Annotated in this window: 19 protein-coding genes; 11 read left to right on the top strand and 8 right to left on the bottom strand. The window is 71.2% G+C overall.

Annotated features, from left to right (window positions below; translation table 11 throughout):
- Positions 1-22: 22 nt before the first annotated feature.
- The 3 genes from ACIRD8_RS12785 to ACIRD8_RS12775 all read right to left on the bottom strand — a co-directional run bounded on the left by ACIRD8_RS12785 (position 23) and on the right by ACIRD8_RS12775 (position 2,961).
- Complete coding sequence (locus tag ACIRD8_RS12785; RefSeq protein WP_403989584.1) at positions 23-1,297, bottom strand: HRDC domain-containing protein; 1,275 nt, start codon at positions 1,295-1,297, stop codon at positions 23-25.
- Positions 1,298-1,414: 117 nt separating this feature from the next.
- Positions 1,415-2,077 carry a response regulator transcription factor gene (locus tag ACIRD8_RS12780; protein WP_033300087.1) on the bottom strand — a complete coding sequence of 221 codons (663 nt, stop codon included), beginning with the start codon at positions 2,075-2,077 and terminating at the stop codon, positions 1,415-1,417.
- A 224-nt stretch (positions 2,078-2,301) separates the two neighbouring features.
- The gene (locus ACIRD8_RS12775) at positions 2,302-2,961 is read right to left on the bottom strand and encodes a DUF3000 domain-containing protein (RefSeq protein ID WP_403989582.1); all 660 of its coding nucleotides are present in this window, start codon (positions 2,959-2,961) and stop codon (positions 2,302-2,304) included.
- Between the two features lie 158 nt (positions 2,962-3,119).
- Here ACIRD8_RS12775 and hemE point away from each other — a divergent pair, with 158 nt between their 5' ends.
- The gene (hemE, locus tag ACIRD8_RS12770) at positions 3,120-4,163 is read left to right on the top strand and encodes a uroporphyrinogen decarboxylase (RefSeq protein ID WP_403989678.1); all 1,044 of its coding nucleotides are present in this window, start codon (positions 3,120-3,122) and stop codon (positions 4,161-4,163) included.
- A 15-nt stretch (positions 4,164-4,178) separates the two neighbouring features.
- On the opposite strand, the gene ACIRD8_RS12765 is transcribed toward hemE, so the two are convergent.
- Positions 4,179-5,558: an FAD-dependent oxidoreductase gene (locus tag ACIRD8_RS12765; RefSeq protein WP_403989580.1), complete on the bottom strand. Its 1,380-nt coding sequence runs from the start codon at positions 5,556-5,558 to the stop codon at positions 4,179-4,181.
- Positions 5,559-5,608: 50 nt separating this feature from the next.
- The gene (locus tag ACIRD8_RS12760) at positions 5,609-6,607 is read right to left on the bottom strand and encodes a DUF4349 domain-containing protein (RefSeq protein ID WP_403989578.1); all 999 of its coding nucleotides are present in this window, start codon (positions 6,605-6,607) and stop codon (positions 5,609-5,611) included.
- Positions 6,608-6,733: 126 nt separating this feature from the next.
- On the opposite strand from ACIRD8_RS12760, the gene hemG reads away from it, so the two are divergent.
- Both hemG and hemQ read left to right on the top strand, forming a co-directional pair.
- The gene (hemG, locus tag ACIRD8_RS12755) at positions 6,734-8,221 is read left to right on the top strand and encodes a protoporphyrinogen oxidase (protein ID WP_403989576.1); all 1,488 of its coding nucleotides are present in this window, start codon (positions 6,734-6,736) and stop codon (positions 8,219-8,221) included.
- A gap of 4 nt (positions 8,222-8,225) precedes the next feature.
- Positions 8,226-8,939, top strand: coding sequence for a hydrogen peroxide-dependent heme synthase (gene hemQ / locus ACIRD8_RS12750; protein WP_403989574.1), 714 nt, complete (start codon positions 8,226-8,228; stop codon positions 8,937-8,939).
- 273 nt (positions 8,940-9,212) lie between these two features.
- Here hemQ and ACIRD8_RS12745 read toward each other — a convergent pair whose 3' ends face one another.
- From ACIRD8_RS12745 to ACIRD8_RS12735, 3 genes are all read right to left on the bottom strand, one after another.
- Complete coding sequence (locus tag ACIRD8_RS12745; protein ID WP_403989572.1) at positions 9,213-9,989, bottom strand: TIGR04222 domain-containing membrane protein; 777 nt, start codon at positions 9,987-9,989, stop codon at positions 9,213-9,215.
- Between the two features lie 133 nt (positions 9,990-10,122).
- Complete coding sequence (locus tag ACIRD8_RS12740) at positions 10,123-11,136, bottom strand: TIGR04222 domain-containing membrane protein (RefSeq protein ID WP_403989570.1); 1,014 nt, start codon at positions 11,134-11,136, stop codon at positions 10,123-10,125.
- Positions 11,137-11,143: 7 nt separating this feature from the next.
- Positions 11,144-12,436, bottom strand: coding sequence for a DUF692 domain-containing protein (locus ACIRD8_RS12735; protein WP_403989568.1), 1,293 nt, complete (start codon positions 12,434-12,436; stop codon positions 11,144-11,146).
- A gap of 315 nt (positions 12,437-12,751) precedes the next feature.
- Between ACIRD8_RS12735 and ACIRD8_RS12730 the strand changes: the two genes are divergently transcribed.
- The 8 genes from ACIRD8_RS12730 to ACIRD8_RS12695 all read left to right on the top strand — a co-directional run bounded on the left by ACIRD8_RS12730 (position 12,752) and on the right by ACIRD8_RS12695 (position 21,280).
- The gene (locus tag ACIRD8_RS12730; RefSeq protein WP_403989566.1) at positions 12,752-14,089 is read left to right on the top strand and encodes a family 43 glycosylhydrolase; all 1,338 of its coding nucleotides are present in this window, start codon (positions 12,752-12,754) and stop codon (positions 14,087-14,089) included.
- Between the two features lie 131 nt (positions 14,090-14,220).
- On the top strand, positions 14,221-15,120 hold the full coding sequence (locus ACIRD8_RS12725; protein ID WP_403989564.1) for a LysR family transcriptional regulator: 900 nt from the start codon (positions 14,221-14,223) through the stop codon (positions 15,118-15,120).
- Between the two features lie 417 nt (positions 15,121-15,537).
- Positions 15,538-17,103 (top strand): 4-hydroxyphenylacetate 3-hydroxylase N-terminal domain-containing protein, encoded by a 1,566-nt coding sequence (locus ACIRD8_RS12720; protein ID WP_403989562.1) that lies wholly within the window; start codon positions 15,538-15,540, stop codon positions 17,101-17,103.
- A 73-nt stretch (positions 17,104-17,176) separates the two neighbouring features.
- A complete protein-coding gene (locus ACIRD8_RS12715; RefSeq protein ID WP_403989560.1) occupies positions 17,177-18,112 on the top strand; it encodes a VOC family protein in 936 nt (311 codons plus the stop codon).
- The gene (locus tag ACIRD8_RS12710; RefSeq protein WP_403989558.1) at positions 18,109-18,840 is read left to right on the top strand and encodes a dimethylmenaquinone methyltransferase; all 732 of its coding nucleotides are present in this window, start codon (positions 18,109-18,111) and stop codon (positions 18,838-18,840) included. The genes ACIRD8_RS12715 and ACIRD8_RS12710 overlap by 4 nt, the downstream gene beginning before the upstream one ends.
- A gap of 2 nt (positions 18,841-18,842) precedes the next feature.
- On the top strand, positions 18,843-19,265 hold the full coding sequence (locus ACIRD8_RS12705; protein ID WP_403989556.1) for a cupin domain-containing protein: 423 nt from the start codon (positions 18,843-18,845) through the stop codon (positions 19,263-19,265).
- Positions 19,266-19,322: 57 nt separating this feature from the next.
- Positions 19,323-20,870, top strand: a complete 1,548-nt coding sequence (locus tag ACIRD8_RS12700; RefSeq protein WP_403989554.1) for an aldehyde dehydrogenase family protein — start codon at positions 19,323-19,325, stop codon at positions 20,868-20,870.
- A gap of 8 nt (positions 20,871-20,878) precedes the next feature.
- A complete protein-coding gene (locus ACIRD8_RS12695) occupies positions 20,879-21,280 on the top strand; it encodes a RidA family protein (RefSeq protein ID WP_403989552.1) in 402 nt (133 codons plus the stop codon).
- Positions 21,281-21,297 lie beyond the last annotated feature (17 nt).

Below are 21,297 nucleotides of genomic sequence, written 5' to 3'. Positions count from 1 at the left end.
GGGCGTACGCGTGCAGTGAGGGTCAGGCGCTCGTGTCCAGGGCCCGCAGCAGCAGGGGACCGACCTGTCCGATCTGCCAGTGCCGCGCGCCGTGTCCGGCGAGGGCGTTCTCGACCGCGTCCGGGGTCAGGATCTTGGGCGGCTCCCAGCAGACCCGGCGCACGGTGTCCGGGGTGATCAGATTCTCCTGCGGCATGTGCAGCCGCTCGGCGAGCTCCGACACGGCGGCGCGGGCCGCCGACAGCCGGGCCGCGGCGGCCGGGTCCTTGTCCGCCCACGAGCGGGGCGGCGGCGGACCGGCCGGCTGCTGGCCGGGCTGCGGCAGCTCCGACTCGGGCAGCTCCTTGGCCCGGTCGACGGCCGCCTGCCACTGCTCCAGCTGACGGCGCCCCATGCGGTGGCCGAAGCCGGGCAGCGCGGTGAGGGCCTGCACGTTCGCCGGGAGCGACAGGGCCGCCTCGATGATCGCCGCGTCGCCCAGCACCTTGCCCGGCGAGATGTCACGGCGCTGCGCCACCTGGTCACGGGCGGTCCACAGCTCGCGTACGACCGCGATCTGACGGCGGCGGCGCACCTTGTGCATGCCGGAGGTCCGGCGCCACGGGTCCTTGCGCGGGGGAGCGGGCGGGGCCGAGGCGATCGCCGCGAACTCCTCCAGCGCCCACTCCAGCTTGCCCTGCCGGTCCAGCTCCTCCTCCAGGGCGTTGCGCAGGTCCACCAGCAGCTCGACGTCGAGCGCGGCGTAGCGCAGCCAGGGGTCGGGCAGGGGGCGGGTGGACCAGTCGACCGCGGAGTGGCCCTTCTCCAGGGCGTAACCGAGGACGTTCTCCACGATGGCGCCCAGGCCCACGCGCGGGAATCCCGCCAGCCGTCCGGCGAGCTCCGTGTCGAAGAGCGAGGTCGGGGTCATGCCTATGTCGCGCAGACAGGGCAGGTCCTGGGTGGCGGCGTGCAGGATCCACTCGCTGCCGGTGAGGGCCTGGCCGAGCGTGGACAGGTCCGGGCAGCCGACCGGGTCGATCAGCGCGCTCCCCGCACCCTCACGGCGCAGCTGCACGAGATAGGCGCGCTGCCCGTAGCGGTAGCCCGAGGCGCGCTCGGCGTCCACGGCCACGGGGCCGGTGCCCGCGGCGAAGCCCGCGACCACCCGGGCCAGCTCGTCGTCGGTCGCCACCACCGGGGGGATGCCCTCGCGGGGTTCCAGCAAGGGGATCGGCGCCGGGGCGACGTCGTCCGGGGGAGCGCCCCCGGTGGTTCGCAGTGAAGTGTCTGCTGCGGTCTCTTGGGCGTCGGTCACATGCCAAGGGTATCTGTGTATGTGCGTCGCCCGCCGACGGAACGTTCCGTCGACGGGCGGCCATGCACGTAAACCGGCCGGATGCGCATCCGCGCAGGTGCCGGCGGGGTGCGGGGATCAGTGGATGATGCCCGTACGCAGGGCCACGGCGACCATTCCGGCGCGGTCTCCGGTGCCGAGCTTGCGGGCGATGCGGGCGAGGTGGCTCTTGACCGTGAGGGCGGAGAGGCCCATCGAGACGCCGATGGCCTTGTTGGACTGGCCTTCGGCGACCAGGCGGAGCACCTCCACCTCACGGCCGGACAGTTCGCGGTAGCCGCCCGGGTGGCTCGGGGAACCGGGAGGCCTGCGGTGCATTCGGGCGGCGTTGGCACCGATCGGTGCGACGCCGGGACGGGTGGGGTGGCCGATGTTGGTACGGGTGCCGGTGACGACGTAGCCCTTCACGCCGCCCGCGAGGGCGTTGCGCACCGCGCCGATGTCATCGGCGGCGGAGAGGGCGAGGCCGTTCGGCCAGCCGGCGGCTCGGGTCTCGGACAGCAGGGTCAGCCCGGAACCGTCGGGCAGGTGGACGTCGGCAACGCAGATGTCGCGCGGGTTGCCGACGCGGGGGCGGGCCTCCGCGATGGACGACGCCTCGATGACGTCACGAACTCCGAGTGCCCACAGATGGCGGGTGACGGTGGAACGGACGCGCGGGTCGGCCACGACGACCATGGCCGTCGGCTTGTTCGGGCGGTAGGCGACCAGGCTTGCGGGCTGCTCGAGGAGAACGGACACCAGGCCTCCTGGGGAGTGGAGTGGCGGGACGGGCCGGCTCGGGGATGAAGCCGGGGCGAACCGTGCTTGAAGGGTCATTGACCTCTTCGGCAGCAGGTGCGTCCTCCTTTAGAGGAAGATCACGATTTAGTGAGTAACAATTCGGGCAAATAGGACGCGCGATCGATTGTACGAAAAGAGAGCCGGTCCCTGTGCGACCGGCTCTCCCCGAAGATGACGCAGCGTTATGAGACCTGGGGCCCCCGCCGCTGGGGCAGGCTCACCACCGCCGCGTCGGCCGTGCCCGACGGCGGCAGACCGGCGAGCTGGCAGAGCAGATCGCCCCAGGCGACGAGATGGCCCGCCGTGTCGGGCACCCCGCCGCGCCCCTCACGCGGCGTCCACGAGGCCCGGATCTCGATCTGCGTCGCCGGGCGGCGCGCGGAGAGCGCGCCGAAGTAGTGCGAACCGGCGCGCGTCACCGTCCCCCCGGCCTCCCCGTACGAGAGGCCCCGGGCGTCCAGCGCCCCCGTGAGCCACGACCAGCAGACCTCGGGCAGCAGCGGGTCGGCCGCCATCTCCGGCTCCAGCTCGGCCCTGACGAGCGTCACCAAGCGGAACGTGCCCTGCCAGGTGTCGTGTCCGGCCGGATCGTGCAGGAGGACCAGGCGGCCGTCGGCGAGATCGTCCTCGCCCTCCACGACGGCGGCCTCCAGGGCGTACGCGTGCGGGGCGAGCCGCTGCGGCGGCCGTGTGGGCTCGACCTCCAGTTCGGGGCGCAGCCGTGCTGAACGCAGCGCGTCGACCGCCGACCGGAACGCGGGCGGGACAGTGTCGCCGTCCGCACCCTCCTCGCTGTCAGTGCCATCGGAATGATCGGAAAATTGTCCCTGAGCCGGAGCCATGCGGGGAAGAGTAGGCGGAACCGGAGCGCCGTGCAGGGAGGGACACCCATGCGGCGTCCGGCTCGTTGCCACGCCGTGCGAAGATTCTGTGCGTGAGTGCCAACGACCTTCCCCAAGAGCGCAGCTCCGTCCGAACCGGGGAGGGCCCGTCCTCGGGCCTGCGGACGAACCCCGCCACCCATGAATCGGCCTTCCTCAAGGCCTGCCGCCGTGAGCCGGTGCCCCACACCCCGGTCTGGTTCATGCGTCAGGCGGGGCGCTCGCTGCCCGAGTACCTGAAGGTCCGCGAGGGCATCGCGATGCTGGACTCGTGCATGATGCCGGAGCTGGTCACCGAGATCACGCTGCAGCCCGTACGCCGCCACAAGGTCGACGCCGCGATCTACTTCAGCGACATCGTCGTACCCCTCAAGGCCATCGGCATCGACCTCGACATCAAGCCCGGCGTCGGCCCGGTGATCGCCGAGCCGATCCGCACCCGCGCCGACCTCGCCCGGCTGCGCGACCTCACGCCCGAGGACGTCCCGTACGTCACCGAGGCCATCGGGATGCTCACCGCCGAGCTGGGGTCCACCCCGCTGATCGGTTTCGCGGGTGCGCCCTTCACCCTGGCGAGCTACCTCGTGGAGGGCGGCCCGTCCCGCAACCACGAGCACACCAAGGCGCTGATGTACGGCGACCCGGAGCTCTGGGCCGACCTGCTCGACCGGCTCGCGGAGATCACCGGCGCGTTCCTGAAGGTCCAGATCGAGGCCGGCGCCTCCGCCGTGCAGCTCTTCGACTCCTGGGTCGGCGCCCTGGCCCCCGCCGACTACCGCCGCTCGGTGCTGCCCGCCTCGGCGAAGGTCTTCGACGCCGTCGCGTCGTACGGCGTCCCGCGCATCCACTTCGGTGTCGGCACCGGCGAGCTGCTCGGCCTGATGGGCGAGGCCGGCGCGGACGTCGTCGGCGTCGACTGGCGGGTCCCGCTGGACAAGGCCGCGCGCCGGGTCGGCCCCGGCAAGGCGCTCCAGGGCAACCTCGACCCGGCGGTGCTGTTCGCGCCGACCGAGGCGGTGGAGGCCAAGACCCGCGAGGTGCTCGACGCCGCCGCCGGTCTCGAGGGCCACATCTTCAACCTCGGCCACGGCGTCATGCCGAACATGGACCCGGACGCGCTGACGCGCCTCGTGGAGTACGTCCACAGGCAGACGGCCCGTTAGCCGGCCGCCCGCAGGTCAGCTCCCCGCCGCCCGCACCGCCGACACGGCCTTGCGGGCGGCGACCAGGACCGGGTCCCAGACCGGGGAGAACGGCGGGGCGTAGCCGAGGTCGAGGGCCGTCATCGCCTCCACCGTCATCCCGGCGGTGAGCGCCACCGCCGCGACGTCCACGCGCTTCGCCGCCCCCTCACGGCCGACGATCTGCACCCCCAGCAGCCGGCCCGTCCGGAACTCCGCGAGCATCTTCACCGTCATCGGCTTCGCCCCCGGGTAGTAGCCGGCCCGGCCCGTCGACTCGATCGTCGCCGTGACGTAGCGCAGGCCGACCGCGCGGGCGTCCTTCTCGCGCAGCCCGGTCCTGGCGATCTCCAGGTCGCAGACCTTGCTCACCGCCGTACCGACCACGCCGGGGAACGTGCCGTAGCCGCCGCCGACGTTGGACCCGATGATCTGGCCGTGCTTGTTGGCGTGGGTGCCGAGCGCGATGTGCCGGGTGCGTCCGGCGACGAGGTCCAGGACCTCCACGCAGTCCCCGCCCGCCCAGATGTCGTCCCGCCCCACGACCCGCATCGACAGGTCCGTCAGCAGGCCGCCGTGCGGCCCCAGCGGCAGACCGGCCTCGCGGGCCAGCCCGGTCTCCGGCTCGACGCCGATACCGAGCACGACGACGTCCGCGGGGTAGGTCCCCCCGTCCGTGACGACGCCCGTGACCCGGCCGTCCTCACCGGTGTCGATCCGGGTGACCGCGGCGCCGTTGACGGTGGTGATGCCCAGCCCGTCCATCGCGTCGTGGACCTGCTGCCCCATGTCCGGGTCGAGCGTCGCCATCGGCTGCGCACCGCGGTTGAGCACCGTGACCTCGAAGCCGCGCTTCAGCATCGCCTCGGCCATCTCGACGCCGATGTACCCCGCGCCGACGACGACCGCCCGGCGCCCCGGAGCCCGTTCCAGCGACTCCAGGAGCGCCTGGCCGTCGCCCAGGGTCTGTACGCCGTGGACGCCCGGGGCGTCGATCCCGGGGAGAGCGGGGCGCACCGGCCGCGCTCCCGTGGCGATCACCAGCTTGTCGTAGCCCGTCCAGTACGTCTCGCCGCTGTCGCGGTCCAGCGCCCGTACCCGGTGCCCGGCGACGTCGATCTCCGTCACCTCGGTGCGGGTGCGCAGATCGATCGAGCGGGCACGGTGCTCCTCGGGCGTACGGGCGACGAGGGCGTCCGGCCCCTCGACGTCGCCGCTCACCCAGTACGGGATGCCGCAGGCGGAGTACGACGTGAAGTCGCCCCGTTCGAAGGCGATGATGCTCATCGCGTCCGGCCCCTTGAGCCTGCGGGCCTGCGACGCGGCGGACATGCCCGCCGCGTCGCCTCCGACGACCACCAGTCGCTCCGCCGCCATGCCGGGTCCCTTCGCCGTCGCCTACAGGTCAGGGGCCCACGCTACGGCTCCTACGGGGCCGGCGGGGTCTCCGGGACCGCAGGGGCCTCAGCGGTCTGCCGGGACGGCGTCGTACGGCGCCGGGGCAGCCGGCCGCGCAACAGCCGCCACAGCAGCACCAGGACGGCCGCCGCGGCCAGGAACGGAGCCGTGGCGCCGATCGCCACCGCGATCCACCGCAGCATGGTCACGAAGGCGTCCCAGCCGCCGCGCAGAGCGTCGAGGAAACCGGTGCCCTCCTCCTCGGAATCGTCACCCCTCCCCTCGGGTTCGCTGAGTTCGAGCGTGACCGTCGCCAGTGTCGTACGGTCCTTCAGCGACGCCTGCTGGGCGAGCAGCGACTCCAAGTCGGCCTGCCGACTGCTCAGTTCGCCTTCCAGCGTCACCACGTCGGTGAGCTTCTCGGCCTTGTCCATCAGGTCGCGGACCCGTGCGACGCTCGCCCGCTGCGTCGCGATCCGGCTCTCGACGTCGACGACCTGCCCGGTGACGTCCTTCGCGTTCGACGTGCGGGACAGCAGCTTCCCCGACCCGGTGAGGCCGCGCAGCACCTCGTCGTACCGGGCCTGGGGCACGCGCAGCACCAGATGGGACACGTCGTGGGTGTCGTCGACCCTTTCCGTGGTCTCCTCCGCCACGAGGCCTCCGGCGTCCTCCACGGTGCTCCGGGCCGCCGCGACGGCCTTCGGCACGCTCTTGACCTCGATGGCGAGGGTGGCCGTGCGGATGACGTGGACCGCGACCGCGGAGCCGGGGTCCGGCGCCGAGGACGCGGCGTCGGCGGCCGGCTTCCGCGCTGCCTCCCCGGCACCGGTGTCGGCCGCGGGGCCCGCCTTGCTGTCCGCCGGGCCGTCCGCCGCGGACTTGAACCCCTCCGCGCCGCTGTCGGAGCCGCTGCCGCACGCACCGGTGGCCATGAGCACCACGAGCAGTCCGGCGGCCGCCAGCACGCGTGAGCGGCGGCCGGTGCGAGTGGGTGGATGACTGTCCGTGTGTCGGTCGAAATGCATGAGCGTCCCCCCAGGGCCGTTGTCGATGGTGCCGGTTCGACGTACGGGGCCCCTGTGCGGGTTTCCCGCCAGGGGTTTCGAAGCGGTCACGTTCGGGACTCGGGACGGGTTTGAGAGAGTGGACCCATGCAGCGTTCTCTTCAGCGCGACACCACACGTACGGGCCACGCCGTCGTCATCGGCGGCGGCATCGCCGGACTCGCCGCCGCCCACCGGCTGCTGGCCTCCGGTCTCCGGGTCACGGTCCTGGAGGCGACCGAGCGGCTCGGCGGCAAGCTGATGACCGGCGACCTCGCGGGCACCCGGGTCGACCTCGGCGCCGAGTCGATGCTCGCGCGCCGGCCCGAGGCGGTCGAGCTGGCCACCGCGGCCGGGCTCGGCGACCGGCTCCAGCCGCCCGCCACCGCCACCGCCTCGGTCTGGACCCGCGACGCCCTGCGCCCCATGCCCAAGGGCCATGTGATGGGCGTGCCGGGCGACCCGTCGGCGCTCAGCGGTGTGCTCTCGCCCGAGGGCCTGGCCAGGATCGCCGAGGAGCGCGACCTCACCCCGACCGCCGTCGGCGACGACGTCGCGGTCGGCAGTTACGTCGCCGACCGGCTCGGCCGCGAGGTCGTCGACCGGCTCGTGGAGCCGCTGCTCGGCGGGGTGTACGCGGGAGACGCCTACCGCATCTCGATGCGCGCCGCCGTGCCCCAGCTCTTCGAGGCCGTGAAGGAGGGCGGCCCGCTCCTCGACGGCGTACTCCGCATCCAGGAGAGGGCCGCCGCCCGGCAGCTGACCGGACCGGTCTTCCAGGGCATCGCGGGAGGCATCGGCACGCTCCCGGACGCCGTGGCCGACGCCGTACGGGCCGGGGGCGCCGAGATCCTCATGGAGACCCCGGTGCTCGGCCTGACCCGGACCGCCGGCGGCTGGGACGTCCGCACCGACAGCCGGGTGATCGCCGCCGACGCCCTCGTCCTGGCCACCCCCGCCTGGTCCGCCTCGACCCTGCTCGCCGCCGAGTGCCCGGCCGCCTCGGTCGAGCTGGCCGCCGTCGAGTACGCCTCGATGGCCCTGGTCACCATGGCCTTCCGGCGCTCCGACATCGAGGGGACCGAGGCCCTCCGGGGGCGTTCCGGTTTCCTCGTACCGCCCGTCGACGGCCGCACGATCAAGGCCGCCACCTTCTCCAGCAACAAGTGGCAGTGGGTGGCCGACGCGGCCCCCGGCCTCTTCGTGCTGCGCACCTCCGTCGGACGCTACGGCGAGGAGGAGCACCTGCACCGCGAGGACTCCGAGCTCGTCGCCGCGTCCCTGCGCGATCTCGAGGCCGCGGCCGGGCTGACGGCCCGGCCCGTGGACACCGAGGTCACCCGGTGGATCGGCGGGCTGCCCCAGTACCCCGTCGGCCACCTCACCCGGGTCGCGCGGATCCGCGAGGAGGTCGCCAAGCTGCCCGGGCTGCGGGTCTGCGGGGCGGTGTACGACGGCGTCGGGATCCCGGCCTGCATCGCGAGCGCGCACCGCGCCGCCGACGAGATCGTCCACGACCTGACGGGTGCGGCCGCGGGAGAGATCGACAACACGCCGACCCGGGTTCGGGGCACCGGGAGCGAGGCGGGACAATAGCCGTATGAGTGCGCCAGAAAAGCTTCCGAACGCAGGCAAGAAGGCCAAGGACCTCAACGAGGTCATCCGCTACACCCTGTGGTCCGTCTTCAGGCTGAAGGACGTCCTTCCCGTGGACCGCGCCGGGTACGCCGACGAGGTCCAGGAGCTGTTCGACCAGCTCGGGGCCAAGGACATCACGGTCCGCGGCACCTACGACGTGTCCGGTCTCCGGGCCGACGCCGATCTGATGATCTGGTGGCACGCGGAGACCTCCGACGAGCTCCAGGAGGCGTACAACCTCTTCCGGCGCACGAAGCTGGGCCGCGCACTCGAGCCGGTCTGGTCGAACATGGCGCTGCACCGCCCCGCCGAGTTCAACAAGTCGCACGTGCCGGCCTTCCTGGCCGACGAGACCCCGCGCGACTACATCAGCGTGTACCCCTTCGTGCGCAGCTACGACTGGTACCTGCTGCCCGACGAGGACCGCCGCCGCATGCTCGCGGACCACGGCAAGATGGCCCGCGGCTACCCCGACGTGCGGGCCAACACCGTCGCCTCCTTCTCGCTGGGCGACTACGAGTGGGTCCTCGCCTTCGAGGCCGACGAGCTGCACCGCATCGTCGACCTCATGCGCCACCTGCGGGCCTCCGAGGCGCGGCTCCACGTCCGTGAAGAGGTGCCGTTCTACACCGGGCGCAGGAGGTCCGTCGCAGACTTGGTGGCCGGACTCGCATAGCCAGCGTTTCCGGTCATCCCGACCCGGAAGATCAGTTGACGGGCAACGGCGCGTGTGACGCCGCCCGTCGTTCCAGCGACACCGGGTCCGGTGCCGGGTGCACATCGGCCGACGGCCGGCGAACTGTCGTGGCCCGCGGGGGAGTCAGCCATTCCTCTCCGCGGGCCGCCGCTCCTCGCCGGTGCGGCCGATGTGTCCCGGGCCGCACAACTGGATAGGACAGCACCGAGGGCCGCCCCCGACGGGGCGGCCCTCGGTGCTGCGCCGGCCTCGTCAGCCGACCGTCCGCGCCCCGCTCAGCAGGGCCGCTCGCAGGTCCGGGTCCTCCAGGGCCACCACGCCCCGTACCGCCACCGCCGCCAGGAGATCGCGGTCCGCGCCGCGCACCGGGGCCGGCAGCGAGTCCAGCCAGCGCTGCCCGGACGGGGAGGCCCACGGGCTGTACGGGTGGTTCTCCACCCGGGCGATGGCCAGGCAGCCCAGCGTCAGCACGAGCGGCAGCCCGAACCAGGCGGCCACCGGGCCGGCGTAGCCCGTCTCCTGACCTGGCATCAGCATGGCGGTGGCCGCCAGGACCACCACCAGCACCGCCGCGCCCCGTACGGCCCGCACCGCCGACTCCAGGTCCGTCCGGGTCCCGTGCGGTACGGCGAGCCCCGCCGCGACGAGGCGGTCGGCGAGCGAGCGTACGGCGTCGGCCGCCGCGGCAGCGGCCCGTATGGGTGCTATCCGGGACTGCCCTTCCGGGCCGATCGCGCGGATCACGGTGCGCTCGACCTCGTCCCGGCCCTCCGGGTCGACGACCGTCGCCCAGCCCGTGTGGGCGAGCAGCAGCCGGCGCCGCAGATGCATGGAGACCAGCGCCAGATCGGCCACCCGCTGCGGGCCGCCGGCCAGGAACGCCGTCTCGTACAGATTGAGTTCGGGGGAGACCGGTGCCCGCGCGGCACCCGGCGGCCGCTGAGCCGCACCCGCGGTGACGAGGCACAGCCGGATGCAGGAGACGGCGGCCGCGCCCCACGCGACCAGAAGAAGCAGGACCCAGAGCATGGCCGAGTTCTATGCGAAACCGGCAGGGAAGCGCCATGCCTTGTTCACGATATGGACCGATCTCAGTCACAGACGGTCATCGGTGGCTGAATCCATACGCCTGCTTCTTCCTGCGCGTTCTTCCTGCGCGCTCTCAGGAACTGCTGCCGCAGCTGGACCCGCCGCCACAACTCGAGCCGCTGCTGCAGCTGGACCCGCTGCTGCCGCAGCTCGATCCCGAGCTGCACGAGGACCCCGAGCTGCACGAGGAGCCCGACCCCGAGTCGCCGCCCCCGCCGCTGGATCCGCCGCAGCTCCCGCCACCGGGGCTCGCCCCGGCGCACCACACCACCGGCACGAACGCGCCCGCTGTCGAGGACGAGGAGGAGGACACCGAGGAGCGGCGCCCGGTGGGCCGTACCCGGGCGGCGGCCACCAACTGCGCCTGGAGCTCCGGGTCGGGGAGCGCGGACAGCCCACGGGTGGCCACCAGGTGGGCCGGGTCGGTCACGTGGGCGTTGGCCGTCCGGTGACTGTCGACGGCCCTGCGTCCCGCCTTGGTGAGCCGCGCCCTGGCCGACGCGGCGGTGACCAGACCGACCACGGCTCCGGCCACGAGTGCGGGCAGCACCTTCACGACGAAGGGGAACGGCAGGTCCGGGTACCCGTCGAGCGTGACGTACTGCACGATCGTCAGCACGATGGCGACCGGGAACCCCACGATGCACCAGATACCCAGCGCCATCCCCCAGGTGCGGCGGGTCCGGCTCTCGCCGGGCGCGATCAGCAGCCCTCGGGCGGCGAGTCCGTCGCCGATCTCCTGCACCGCGGGATGGTGCATCACCGCCTCCCGCAGGGTGTGCAGGGCCCCGCTCGGCGCTGCGGCCAGTTCCTGGAGCACGGCGCGCTCCACGGTGTCACGGGCCTCGTCCCGCTGGACCGCGACGATGCCGGGACCGCCGACGGCCAGCCGCCCGTCCGCGTGCATACGGGTGAGGGCGGTGTCCACGACCCGGGCCGGGCCACCGCTGAGAAAGGCCGCCTCGGAGAGGTCGTGCACATACGCGACGGAGTCGGCGCCCCGCAGTGCGGCGCGGCGCGTCGAGACGACCAGGAGCGTGCAGACCACGGTCACGGCCAGGGTCAGCAGAAGGGCGAGAGCGTTCATACCGGGATCACTTTCCGAGAAGGGCGGTACGGGCGGCGTGGACCAGTCGGGCACCTCGGCGCGGTGGGCGCGGCGCCGCGCGCTCCTGCCACCAGCGGGTCAGACTCCGCCGGGCGGCGTCGTCGGCCGGGCGCCCCGCGATGAGCAGCTGCTCGGCGAAGTCGAGGGCGTCGCGGCGGTAACCGGCGGACATCGGCCGGTTCCTGGCGTACGCGAGGAACGCCGGGCGGTATCCGTCGCCGAGGATCCCGGGCAGCTCGGGCGCCACCTTGGCGACGACATCGGCCCGCTTCGCCGCCAGGGCGCGGCTCTGCACCCCGAGGCGCCGGTGGTCGAAGCCGTCCGGCGCGGGCGTGCCGGCCACGAGCGAGGAGAGCAGCGCGGTCTGCGCCACGGCGGTCCGGTCACGGGCCCCGGCCGTGCGTACGGCCGGCTCCGGGTGCCGGACGGGTCGCCGCCGGGCGGCCCCCGGAGTGGTGGCCGCCGCGGCCAGGGTGGAGCGGATCGCGGTCAGTTCACCGGCCAGTTCCTCGGCCGGCGGGAAGTCGTCGTCACGCTCCAGCAGGACCCCCGGCGGGTCGACGCGGGAGCGGAGCTCGCTCAGCACGTCCAGGACGGGGCGGGTCACGGGATGGGCGTGCGTGTCGTGCCAGACGCCGTCCTTCTCGACGCCGCCCGCCACATGGACGTACGCGATGGCCTCCACCGGCAGTTCGTCGAGCGCGGTCGCGGGGTCCTCGCCGCGGTTGACGTGGTTGGTGTGCAGATTGGCGACGTCGATCAGCAGCCGTACGCCGGTGCGCTCGACCAGCTCCGCCAGGAACTGCCCCTCGGTCAGCTCCTCGCCGGGCCAGGAGATCAGGGCGGCGATGTTCTCCAGGGCCAGCGGGACGGGCAGCGAGTCCTGCGCGATCCGCACGTTCTCGCAGAGCGCCTCCAGCGCGTCCCAGGTCCGGGGGACCGGCAGCAGATGGCCCGCTTCCAGCACCGGCGACGCGGTGAGCGGCCCTCCGGCGCGTACGAACGCGATGTGCTCGGTCACCAGCGGGGTGCCCAGCAGTTCGGCCCGCGCCGCCAGCCCGGCGAGGCGGTCGGGGTCCGGGCGGTCGGCCCCGCCCAGGCCCAGCGAGACCCCGTGCGGGACGACCGTGACCCCGCGTTCCCGGAGGCGTACGAGGGACTCGGGGAGATGGTCCGCGCAGAGATTCTCCGCGACCGCCTCGACCCAGTCGATCCCCGGCAGCGCCTCGACGGCGTCCGCGATCTCCGGCCGCCATCCGATGCCGATCCCCAGCTTCATGGTGTCCCCTCCCCGTTCTGTGCAGAGGTCATGGCCCCGCCGCGCGCCGGTGAACCCGGAAAGGGGGACGTTCAGAGGTGAATTTGAGGTTCCCGGACGGGCCCCGAGTATGCCGTTATTCGATCGTGATGCCTTTCGGGGGCCTGTCGGCACCCCGTCGACCTGCGGAAACGTGGAGCACCACAGATATGCCGACGAGCCGGACACTCCGGATTAATTCCATGGTCCGTTGACGGAGATCAACAGGCGTTCGCATGCTCGTCGACATGCCGGGAGCACGCCGTCCCGGACGAACGAACGGAGGACGTGACCGACATGACCGGCACCGAGAACAGGCCGCCCCTGGGCCGACGGTCCCTGCTGACCCGTGCCGCCGGAGTGGGCGCCGCCGCCGCGCTCCCCGTCGCCGCCGCGCCGGCGCAGGCCTCGGCCGCCCCCGCCCGGGCCGGGGCGAAGCGGCGGTACCCGGCGAACTGGCCCGACCCCGAGCCCTACGGCCGCGCCGACATCCGGCAGGACCTGTGGCCCCGCGAGGACAACTCCTTCGTGCTCCCGCTGGAGCTGCGCCCCCGTGACGAGGAGCGCGGCGTGGTGTGGATGCGGGACACCTACGTCAACTGCTTCGTCGTGGACGGCCGTCCGCTGTACGTCGCCACGGGCACCACCAGAGTGCCCGGGCTCGAAGCGGCCGGCCCGTGGAACGACGGCATCTTCGTCTGGGTGGCCCGCTCCCTCAAGGGGCCCTGGAAGCTGGCCGACACGACCGGGATCCGGCCCGGCGCGGAGAAGGGCAAGGTCTGGTCGCCCGAGTTCACCGACGAGAACCGCCCCGGACGCACCGTCGTCGCACCGTGGCAGGAGTACTGGCACGACGAGCAGTTCGGCAAGCGCGGTCAGGCGTGGGCGCCGGAGCTGCACCGCTTCCGCGGGAAGTGGTACATCGTCGCGTGCATGGGGGACCACTCCCGGAAGGTCGGCTCGTTCATGCTTGTGAGCGACGGCGGCGTCGAGGGCCCGTACCGGCTCGTCGAGGGAAACCTGGAGAAGCCCTTCGGCGAGTCGTTCATCGGGGGACCGAGCTTCATCGAACCCGGTGCCTACCACCACATCGACGGCAGCCTCTACAGCGAGGGCCGCGACGCCTGGCTCGTCCTGCACAACCACCTGTACGCGAAGTTCCGCGACGACATGGAGGACATCGTCACGCCGACGGGCCTCCCCCTGTTCCGGCAGACCCCCTACACGCCGGAGCCGTACCTCGAAGGCGCGTACGTGTTCAAGCACGGCGGCAAGTACTTCCTCCTCCACGCCGCCTGGGACCGGACGTCGGTCGAGGCCGACGGCACCGCACGCCAGGCCTACGACACGGCCGGCACCGGCCGGGTGCAGTACCAGTACGACGCAATTGCCGCCGTCTCCGACCACTTCGAAGGCCCGTACTCCGAGCGCTGGACCGTCGGGGTCGGCGCGGGCCACAACAACTTCTTCGAGGACGCCGACGGCGATCTGTGGGCGACCTTCTTCCGCAACCCGAACTTCGGCCACTGGTCCAACCCGTCACGCCTCCCCGACGCCGCCGTGCCCGGCGTCGTACGGGTGGAGTGGACAGGACCGAAGGGCAACCGCCTGTACGTCCAGCGGCGGGGCCACTGACACCACTCCGGTCCTGCGCCGACGTACCGCGGAACCATGGAATTCCGGACCGCGTCCGGCCGCTCGTGAAAGGTGAGCGGCCGGTCGGGGCGCCGGTTGACAACTTTCGGGCACCGTGAAATGTAGAGCCCATGGATTTTCGCCAGCTCGAGTATTTCCGGGCCGTCGTGGAGGCCGGTTCTGTATCGCAGGCCGCCAAGGACCTCAACATGACACAGCCGCCCGTGAGTCACGCCGTCGCCAAACTGGAACGCGAACTCGGCGTACGCCTTCTGGAGCGTACGGCGAAAGGCGTGCACCCCACGCAGGCCGGGCTCTATCTGCTGTCGCGGGGCGGCCGGCTCGTCGCCGACCGGGACAGGGTGACGGAGACGCTCCGGCTGATGGGCGAGGGTGCGGTCGGTGACCTGCACATCGGCGTGGAACCCATGGTCATCAACGAGCTCATCGCCGATGTGCTGGCGGAGGTGCTGGAGCAGGCTCCCGGCGCCCACGTCAGCCTGAGCGACGTCACCCCCGACGTCATCGTCGAGGGGGTTCGCAGCGGCCGGTTCGACATGGGGTGTGTTCCCTTCGGGCCCAAGCAGTTCGCCGGGTTCGTGGCCGAATCCTGCGAGCGCTATCCGATCATGAAGATCGACGTCAAACTCGCCGTGCCGCGGCACAGGGCGAAGGAACACCGTCCCGATGGAAAGGGATGGGGGCGCTGGATTCTCCCGAGAAGGCTGGAGGCGTTCTCCGGAATGCCCGACCTGGCGGAGAAATCGCTGAAGGACGACGCTTCCTTCGAGGTGCTGGAGGTCTCCACCCCGCAGACCGCCGTCGCATTCGTGGCCGCGGGTCTGGGTGTCGCCCCGGTCACACGGCGCATCGGTGAAAAAAGGGATTCCGTGGTGCTGCTCGAACCGCCGCACTGGCTCACCTCCATGCAGGCCACCCTCATCTGGCGCCGCGGGGCGGAGATGACGCCTCTGATGGAGCGCTGGCTCGGAGCCACCGAGGATGTCGCCGCGCGCCGCCGCGCCGGATAATGATGGCGGGCCATACAAAAACCTTTTCACCCCCCTTCTGGGGCTTGTATGGCACACGCCGTTCATTCGCGGAATCAGGCCCTCGAAATCGCCACTATTTCGCGTGATGCGCATCACATTCCGGCTGTCGCCGGTCGCGCCCGCACTTCTCAAGTTTCAGTAAAACGTGCTGTTCAGGCCGGTGTTGATGGGTCCGGTCCGGCGGCCGCCCGTGCTTCCCTCCGCCGCGGCGCCGCAATCTCCGGCCCCTCCTGCCCCTATTGCCCACGCCGTTGCTGCGTGTCAGTGTTCCCAGCAATTCGACGCCAAGAGGCAGCTCCGAATCAGTGAGGACCTCCCTGATCGCTGCCCGTTCATTGGCTGTGCGGGGACGGTTGCACGCCCCGTTCCCGTGGGTGAGAGGAAAGGCTTCAGGGTATGAATGAGGGCAGCGGAATCAATCCGGCAGGTATTTCGTCGAACAAGGACCACATTCCCTTCACCGGGGACGAATATCTGGCAAGCCTGAACGACGGGCGTGAGGTCTGGATCTACGGGGAGCGGGTGGAGAACATCGCCGAGCACCCGGCCTTCCGGAACTCCGCCCGGATGATCGCGCGGATGTACGACGCCCTGCACGACCCGGCGCGCAAGGACATCCTGACCGTCCCGACCGAGTGGGGCGGCTTCACGCACCGCTTCTACCGGGCGCCGCAGACCGTCGAGGAGCAGCTGGCCTCCCGCGACGCCATCGCCGAGTGGCAGAAGATCACCTGGGGCTGGATGGGGCGCTCCCCCGATTACAAGGGCTGCTTCCTCGGCACGCTCGGCGCCAACGCCGAGTTCTACCGGGGGTTCGAGGACAACGCCCGCGCCTGGTATCGCAAGGCCCAGGAGAAGACGTGGTACATCAACCACGCCATCATGAACCCGCCGGTCGACCGCGGTCTCGGTGCCGACGCGGGCAAGGACGTGTTCGTCCGGGTCACCCGGGAGACCGACGCCGGCTTCTACGTCAGCGGCGCCAAGGTCGTCGCGACGGGGTCCGCGCTGACCCACTACACCTTCGTCGGCCATGTGGGCCAGGTCGCCATCCAGGACCCGGCCTACTCCCCGGTGTTCATCATGCCCACCAACGCCCCCGGCGTGAAGCTGCTGTGCCGTACGTCCAACGAGTACCGCGCCGCCGCGCTGGGCAGCCCCTTCGACTACCCGCTGTCGAGCCGGCTGGACGAGAACGACGCGATCCTGGTCCTCGACGACGTGTTCATCCCCTGGGAGAACGCGTTCATCCACAACGACCTGGAACAGGCCAACAAGTACAACATCCACTCCGGTTATCTGGAGCGGGCTTCCCTGCACGGCTGCACCCGCTTCGCCGTGAAGATGGACTTCCTGGTCGGCATGCTCTCGCGCGCCCTCGACGTCACCGGGGCCGGCCAGTTCCACGGCGTCATGTCCCAGCTCGGCGAGGTCATCGCCTGGCGCAACACGTTCTGGGCGCTGTCGGACGCGATGGCCAAGAGCGCGGTGCCGTGGAAGGGCGGCATGATCCAGCCCGACCCGCAGTTCGCCGGGGCGTACCGGGTGATGAACCAGCTGGCCATGCCGAAGATCAAGAACATCATCGAGCAGGTCGTGGCCAGCGGTCTGATCTACCTCAACTCCCATGCGAACGACTTCAAGACCCCTGAGATCCGCGGCTACCTGGACACCTATCTGCGCGGTACCGGCGGCATCGACGCCGTGGAGCGCGTGAAGGTCATGAAGATGCTCTGGGACTCCATCGGCACGGAGTTCGGGGCCCGCCACGAGCTGTACGAGATCAACTACATCGGCAGCAACGACGTCACGCGCCAGACCAACCTGTTCGGCGCCCGGGGCAACGGTCTCCTCGACCGCTGCCGGGACTTCGCGCAGAGCGCCATGGACGAGTACGACCTGGACGGCTGGACCGTGCCGGACCTCGTGGGTCCTGACGACGTCAGCATCCTGGGGCGCTGACCGCCCCCTGGCGCCCCGGCGGCGGCCCCTCACAGGCCGCCGCCCCACCCCCCCACCCACCACAGGAGGAGTTGTGGCCACAGCAGTCGATGCTGCCCAGGTGACCTATGAGGCGCCCGACCTCGCGGAGATGGAGAAGTTTCTCACCGCCTTCGGGATGACCAGGGCGGAGGGCAGCGATGACCGGACCCTGTACATGCGGGGCACCGGCACCCAGCACCACATCCACGTCACCCGCAAGGGCGACCGGCAGCGCTTCGTCGGCGCCTCGATCGAGGTCGCCGCGTACGAGGACCTCGTCGAGCTCGCCGCCCTGCCGGGCTCGTCGCCCGTAAGGGAGTCGGCGGAGCCCGGCGGTGGCCACGAGGTCGCGATGACGATGCCGGACGGCATCGAGATCCGTGCCGTCCACGGCCGCGAGAAGTCCGAACCGCTCCCGGACCGCGAGCCGTTCGCGATGAACAACATCCGCGACAAGAACCGGGTGAACTCCTGTGTGCGCGTGTCCGTCGCGCCGTGCACCATCGCCCGCCTCGGCCACTTCGTCCTCCACGTCAAGGACCACGACGCGTCCATGGCCTGGCTCCAGGAGCGTTTCAACTTCCTGCCGTCGGACTACTTCCTGCCGCCCGGCGAGGACGATCCCGTCGTCGGTACATTCGTCCGGCTGGACCTCGGCGAGCAGCTCGTGGACCACCACTTCATGCTCGTCCTCCAGTCGGACTGGACCGGGGTGCATCACAGCGCCTTCGAGGTCACCGACATGGACGCGGTGATGGCCTCGCACGACTACCTGCTCCAGGAGGGCTACTCCCTCGACGTCGGGGTCGGCCGCCATCTGCTCGGCAGCCAGATCTTCGACTACTGGAAGGACCCGTTCGGCTTCCGGATCGAGCACTACACCGACGGTGACACGGTGGACGCCTCGCACCGGCCGTCCGCGTTCAACGGCACGGCGAGCGACACCACGCAGTGGGGCAACCGTCCGCCGCTGGAGTTCTTCCAGTGACCGGCGGGGAACTGACCCGGACGGTCCGCGAGCAACTGGCCGGGGCCGGTTCGGCCACCGTCGCCAACATGCTGCTCCGCCGGGGCCTGCGCAACGTGATCATGGCCGGCGTGGTCCCGCTCGCAGCGGGACAGCCGGTGATGGTGGGCTTCGCACGGACCCTGCGTTTCATCCCGGCACGGGAGGACCTCGACACCCTCACCAACTACGGGAGCAGCGAGAACCTGCACCGGCGGGCGATCGAGGAGTGCCCCGCCGGCGGGGTCCTCGTGATCGACGCCTTCGGTTCGACGGCGGCGGCCTCCATGGGCGACATGATGGCGGCGCGGCTGAGGCACCGGGGCGCCGCGGGTGTGGTCAGCGACGGCGGCTACCGGGACACCGGCGCCATCAGGGAGACCGGCCTGCCCTGCTTCCACCGGGGCAACGCCCCGAAGGCGACCCCGATCGCCCTGCACCCGGTGGCTCTGGAGGAGCCCGTCGGCTGCGGCGGTGTCGCCGTGTACCCGGGCGACGTCCTGGTCGGCGACGAGGACGGCGTGGCCGTCGTCCCCCGCCTGCTGGCCGGGGAGATCGCCGCGGAGGCGGCCGACGCGGTCGCGTACGAGGAGTTCGCGGCGCTGGAGATCGGCCGCGGCCGGTCCCTCTTCGGGCTCTTCCCGGCCACGCCGGAGAGCCGTAAGGAATACGACGCATGGGTGGCCGAGGGCCGCCCGGGTTTGGAGTGAAAGTGGATATCGACGCCGCGGCCGTGAAGTCGCTCGAAATTCTGGTCCACGCCACGGAACTCAAGGAGGAGAACTGGATCGACTACCCGGACTACGGGTTCCGCCAGTACTTCCTGCACAAGAACGCGGAGACCGGAGCGAGCATCGCCCTGCTGGAGTACCAGCCGGGCGGCACGATCCCGACCAAGCACACACACGCCTCCAACCAGTTCATGTACTGCCTCGAAGGCGACTACGAGTACACGGACTCCGGTCTGCGGCTGCGTCCCGGCTCGTTCTACATGAACCCGAAGGACCACCCGCACGGCCCGACGCTCGCCCATGAGCGCAGCGTGCTGATCGAGATATACGACGGGCCGCACTACTACGAGAAGCCCGAATACCACACGGACGAGACGATCGGTGACTTCCTTGCGAAGGAATGAGGTACCGGATGCGTCCCCGAATTCCTTCCGAGCCCGTGCCGTTGACGGAGAGCGATGATGAGCGAGACCAGTAAACTGTTCGACACCGAGAAGGTGCTGGCCGAATTCGGTCTGCACGAGGTGCATTCCGGAACCTACTCCGACGCCGCGGGCTGGGGCGCCACCGAGGGCCGTACGGTCATCGAGGCCGTCTGTCCCGCCGACGGTGAGACCGTGGGCCGGGTCGCCGCCTCGGACGCCGCGGACTACGAGGCCCTCGTGGCCGCCGCGGTCGAGACACAGCGGACGTGGCGGATGGTCCCGGCGCCCCGGCGCGGCGAGTTCGTCCGCCGTATCGGCCAGCTGATCGAGGAGAACCTCGACGCTCTGGCGGCCGTCGTCGCGCTGGACACCGGCAAGTCGACCATGGAGGCCAAGGGCGAGCTCCGCGAGGCCATCGACATGTCGACCCTGGCGGCCGGCCAGGCGCGGATGCTCTACGGCTTCACCCAGCAGTCGCAGCGCGCCGAGCACCGGATGTACGACCAGTGGCTGCCGCTGGGCGTGGTCGGGCTGATCAGCGCGTACAACTTCCCGGCCGCCGTCTGGGCGCAGAACGGTTTCCTCTCGGCGATCGCCGGCAACACGGTGATCTGGAAGCCGAGCCCCAAGGTCCCCCTCACGGCCGTCGCGCTGCAGAAGCTGGTCAACAAGGCGGCCGCGGAGATGGGCTGCGAGGGCGTCTTCTCCCTGTTCATCCCCTCCGACGACGCCGTCGCCGAGCAGCTGGTGGCCGACACCCGGATCGCCCTGGTCTCCTTCACGGGCTCGACGGGAGTGGGCCGCAAGGTCGCCGAGATCGTCGGTTCGACGCTCGGCCGGCGCTACCAGCTGGAGTGCTCCGGCAACAACGGCTGCATCGTCGACGAGACCGCGGACCTGGAACTCGCCGCGCGCGCCCTGACCTTCGGGGTCGTCGGCACGACGGGTCAGCGGTGCACCAGCACCCGCCGGGTCATCGCCCACCGGAGCATCGCCGACGAGCTGGTCGAGCTGATGAAGAAGGCCTTCGACCAGATCACGATCGGGGACCCGCGTGATCCGGACACCGTCGTCGGCCCCCTGATCGACCGGGGCGCCGTCGAGGACTACCAGCGGGTACTCGCCGGGGCGAAGCGTGACGGGGCCACCGTGGTGTACGGCGGAAGGGTCATCGACCGCCCGGGGCTGTACGTCGAGCCCGCCATCGTCACCGGCGTCGAACCGCACTTCGACATCGCCCAGTCGGAGACCTTCGTCCCGATCGTGTCGGTGCTCACCTACGAGGACCTCGACGAGGCCATCGCCATCCACAACGGAGTCGCCCAGGGCCTGGCGTCCGGCATGCACAGCACGGACCTGAACCACATCGAGACCTTCCTCTCGGCCCGCGGCAGCGACTGCGGGATCGTCCGCGTCAACATGGGCACCACCGGTGCCGACGTCGGGTCCGCGTTCGGCGGCGAGAAGGAGACCGGCGGTGGCCGCACGGCCGGCTCCGACGCCTGGAAGGGCTTCATGCGACGCCAGAGCGTCTGCGTGAACTGGGGCGGAACCTCCGCCTGGGACAACCGGATCGAGCTCTGAGGCCCACCATGAAGAAGCAGCGTTTCGTCTCCGGCGCCGTGCGTGAACCGGCCGCCGGGATGTGGTCGAACTGCCTCCGCGTCGACGATCTCATCCTGATATCCGGGATGACGGCCCGCGCCCAGGACGGCGAGAGCCTCCTCGGTGACACCGCCTACGCACAGGCCAGGGTGGTCTTCCAGAAGATCAAGGACCTGGTCGAGGCGGCGGGCGCGGCCATGGACGACGTCGTCAAGATGACGATCTTCGTCACCGACATGGGGACCAACACCGAGGTGTGGAAGGCCCGCCAGGAGTTCTTCTCCGGTGACTTCCCCGCCTGCTCCCTGGTCGAGGTCGCGGCGCTCGCCAAGCCCGAGATCCTCCTGGAGATCGAAGCCGTCGCCGTAGCGGGCTGCAGCGCGGACTGAGCGCTCGCCGCACCACC

It is taken from the genome of Streptomyces sp. NPDC102451 (assembly GCF_044765485.1).
Lineage (GTDB): Bacteria > Actinomycetota > Actinomycetes > Streptomycetales > Streptomycetaceae > Streptomyces.
This window is presented reverse-complemented; position numbering and strand designations above follow the sequence as displayed.

What these genes read in the sequence shown, in the direction of transcription:
- ACIRD8_RS12720 (WP_403989562.1), top strand. Translation starts at nt 15,538, where the DNA reads ATGAATGAGGGCAGCGGAATCAATCCGGCAGGTATTTCGTCGAACAAG.
- ACIRD8_RS12695 (WP_403989552.1), top strand. Translation starts at nt 20,879, where the DNA reads ATGAAGAAGCAGCGTTTCGTCTCCGGCGCCGTGCGTGAACCGGCCGCC.
- ACIRD8_RS12765 (WP_403989580.1), bottom strand. Translation starts at nt 5,558, where the DNA reads ATGGCGGCGGAGCGACTGGTGGTCGTCGGAGGCGACGCGGCGGGCATG.
- ACIRD8_RS12730 (WP_403989566.1), top strand. Translation starts at nt 12,752, where the DNA reads ATGACCGGCACCGAGAACAGGCCGCCCCTGGGCCGACGGTCCCTGCTG.
- hemG (WP_403989576.1), top strand. Translation starts at nt 6,734, where the DNA reads ATGCAGCGTTCTCTTCAGCGCGACACCACACGTACGGGCCACGCCGTC.
- ACIRD8_RS12740 (WP_403989570.1), bottom strand. Translation starts at nt 11,136, where the DNA reads ATGAACGCTCTCGCCCTTCTGCTGACCCTGGCCGTGACCGTGGTCTGC.
- ACIRD8_RS12745 (WP_403989572.1), bottom strand. Translation starts at nt 9,989, where the DNA reads ATGCTCTGGGTCCTGCTTCTTCTGGTCGCGTGGGGCGCGGCCGCCGTC.
- hemQ (WP_403989574.1), top strand. Translation starts at nt 8,226, where the DNA reads ATGAGTGCGCCAGAAAAGCTTCCGAACGCAGGCAAGAAGGCCAAGGAC.
- ACIRD8_RS12760 (WP_403989578.1), bottom strand. Translation starts at nt 6,607, where the DNA reads ATGCATTTCGACCGACACACGGACAGTCATCCACCCACTCGCACCGGC.
- ACIRD8_RS12735 (WP_403989568.1), bottom strand. Translation starts at nt 12,436, where the DNA reads ATGAAGCTGGGGATCGGCATCGGATGGCGGCCGGAGATCGCGGACGCC.
- ACIRD8_RS12775 (WP_403989582.1), bottom strand. Translation starts at nt 2,961, where the DNA reads ATGGCTCCGGCTCAGGGACAATTTTCCGATCATTCCGATGGCACTGAC.
- ACIRD8_RS12700 (WP_403989554.1), top strand. Translation starts at nt 19,323, where the DNA reads ATGAGCGAGACCAGTAAACTGTTCGACACCGAGAAGGTGCTGGCCGAA.
- ACIRD8_RS12725 (WP_403989564.1), top strand. Translation starts at nt 14,221, where the DNA reads ATGGATTTTCGCCAGCTCGAGTATTTCCGGGCCGTCGTGGAGGCCGGT.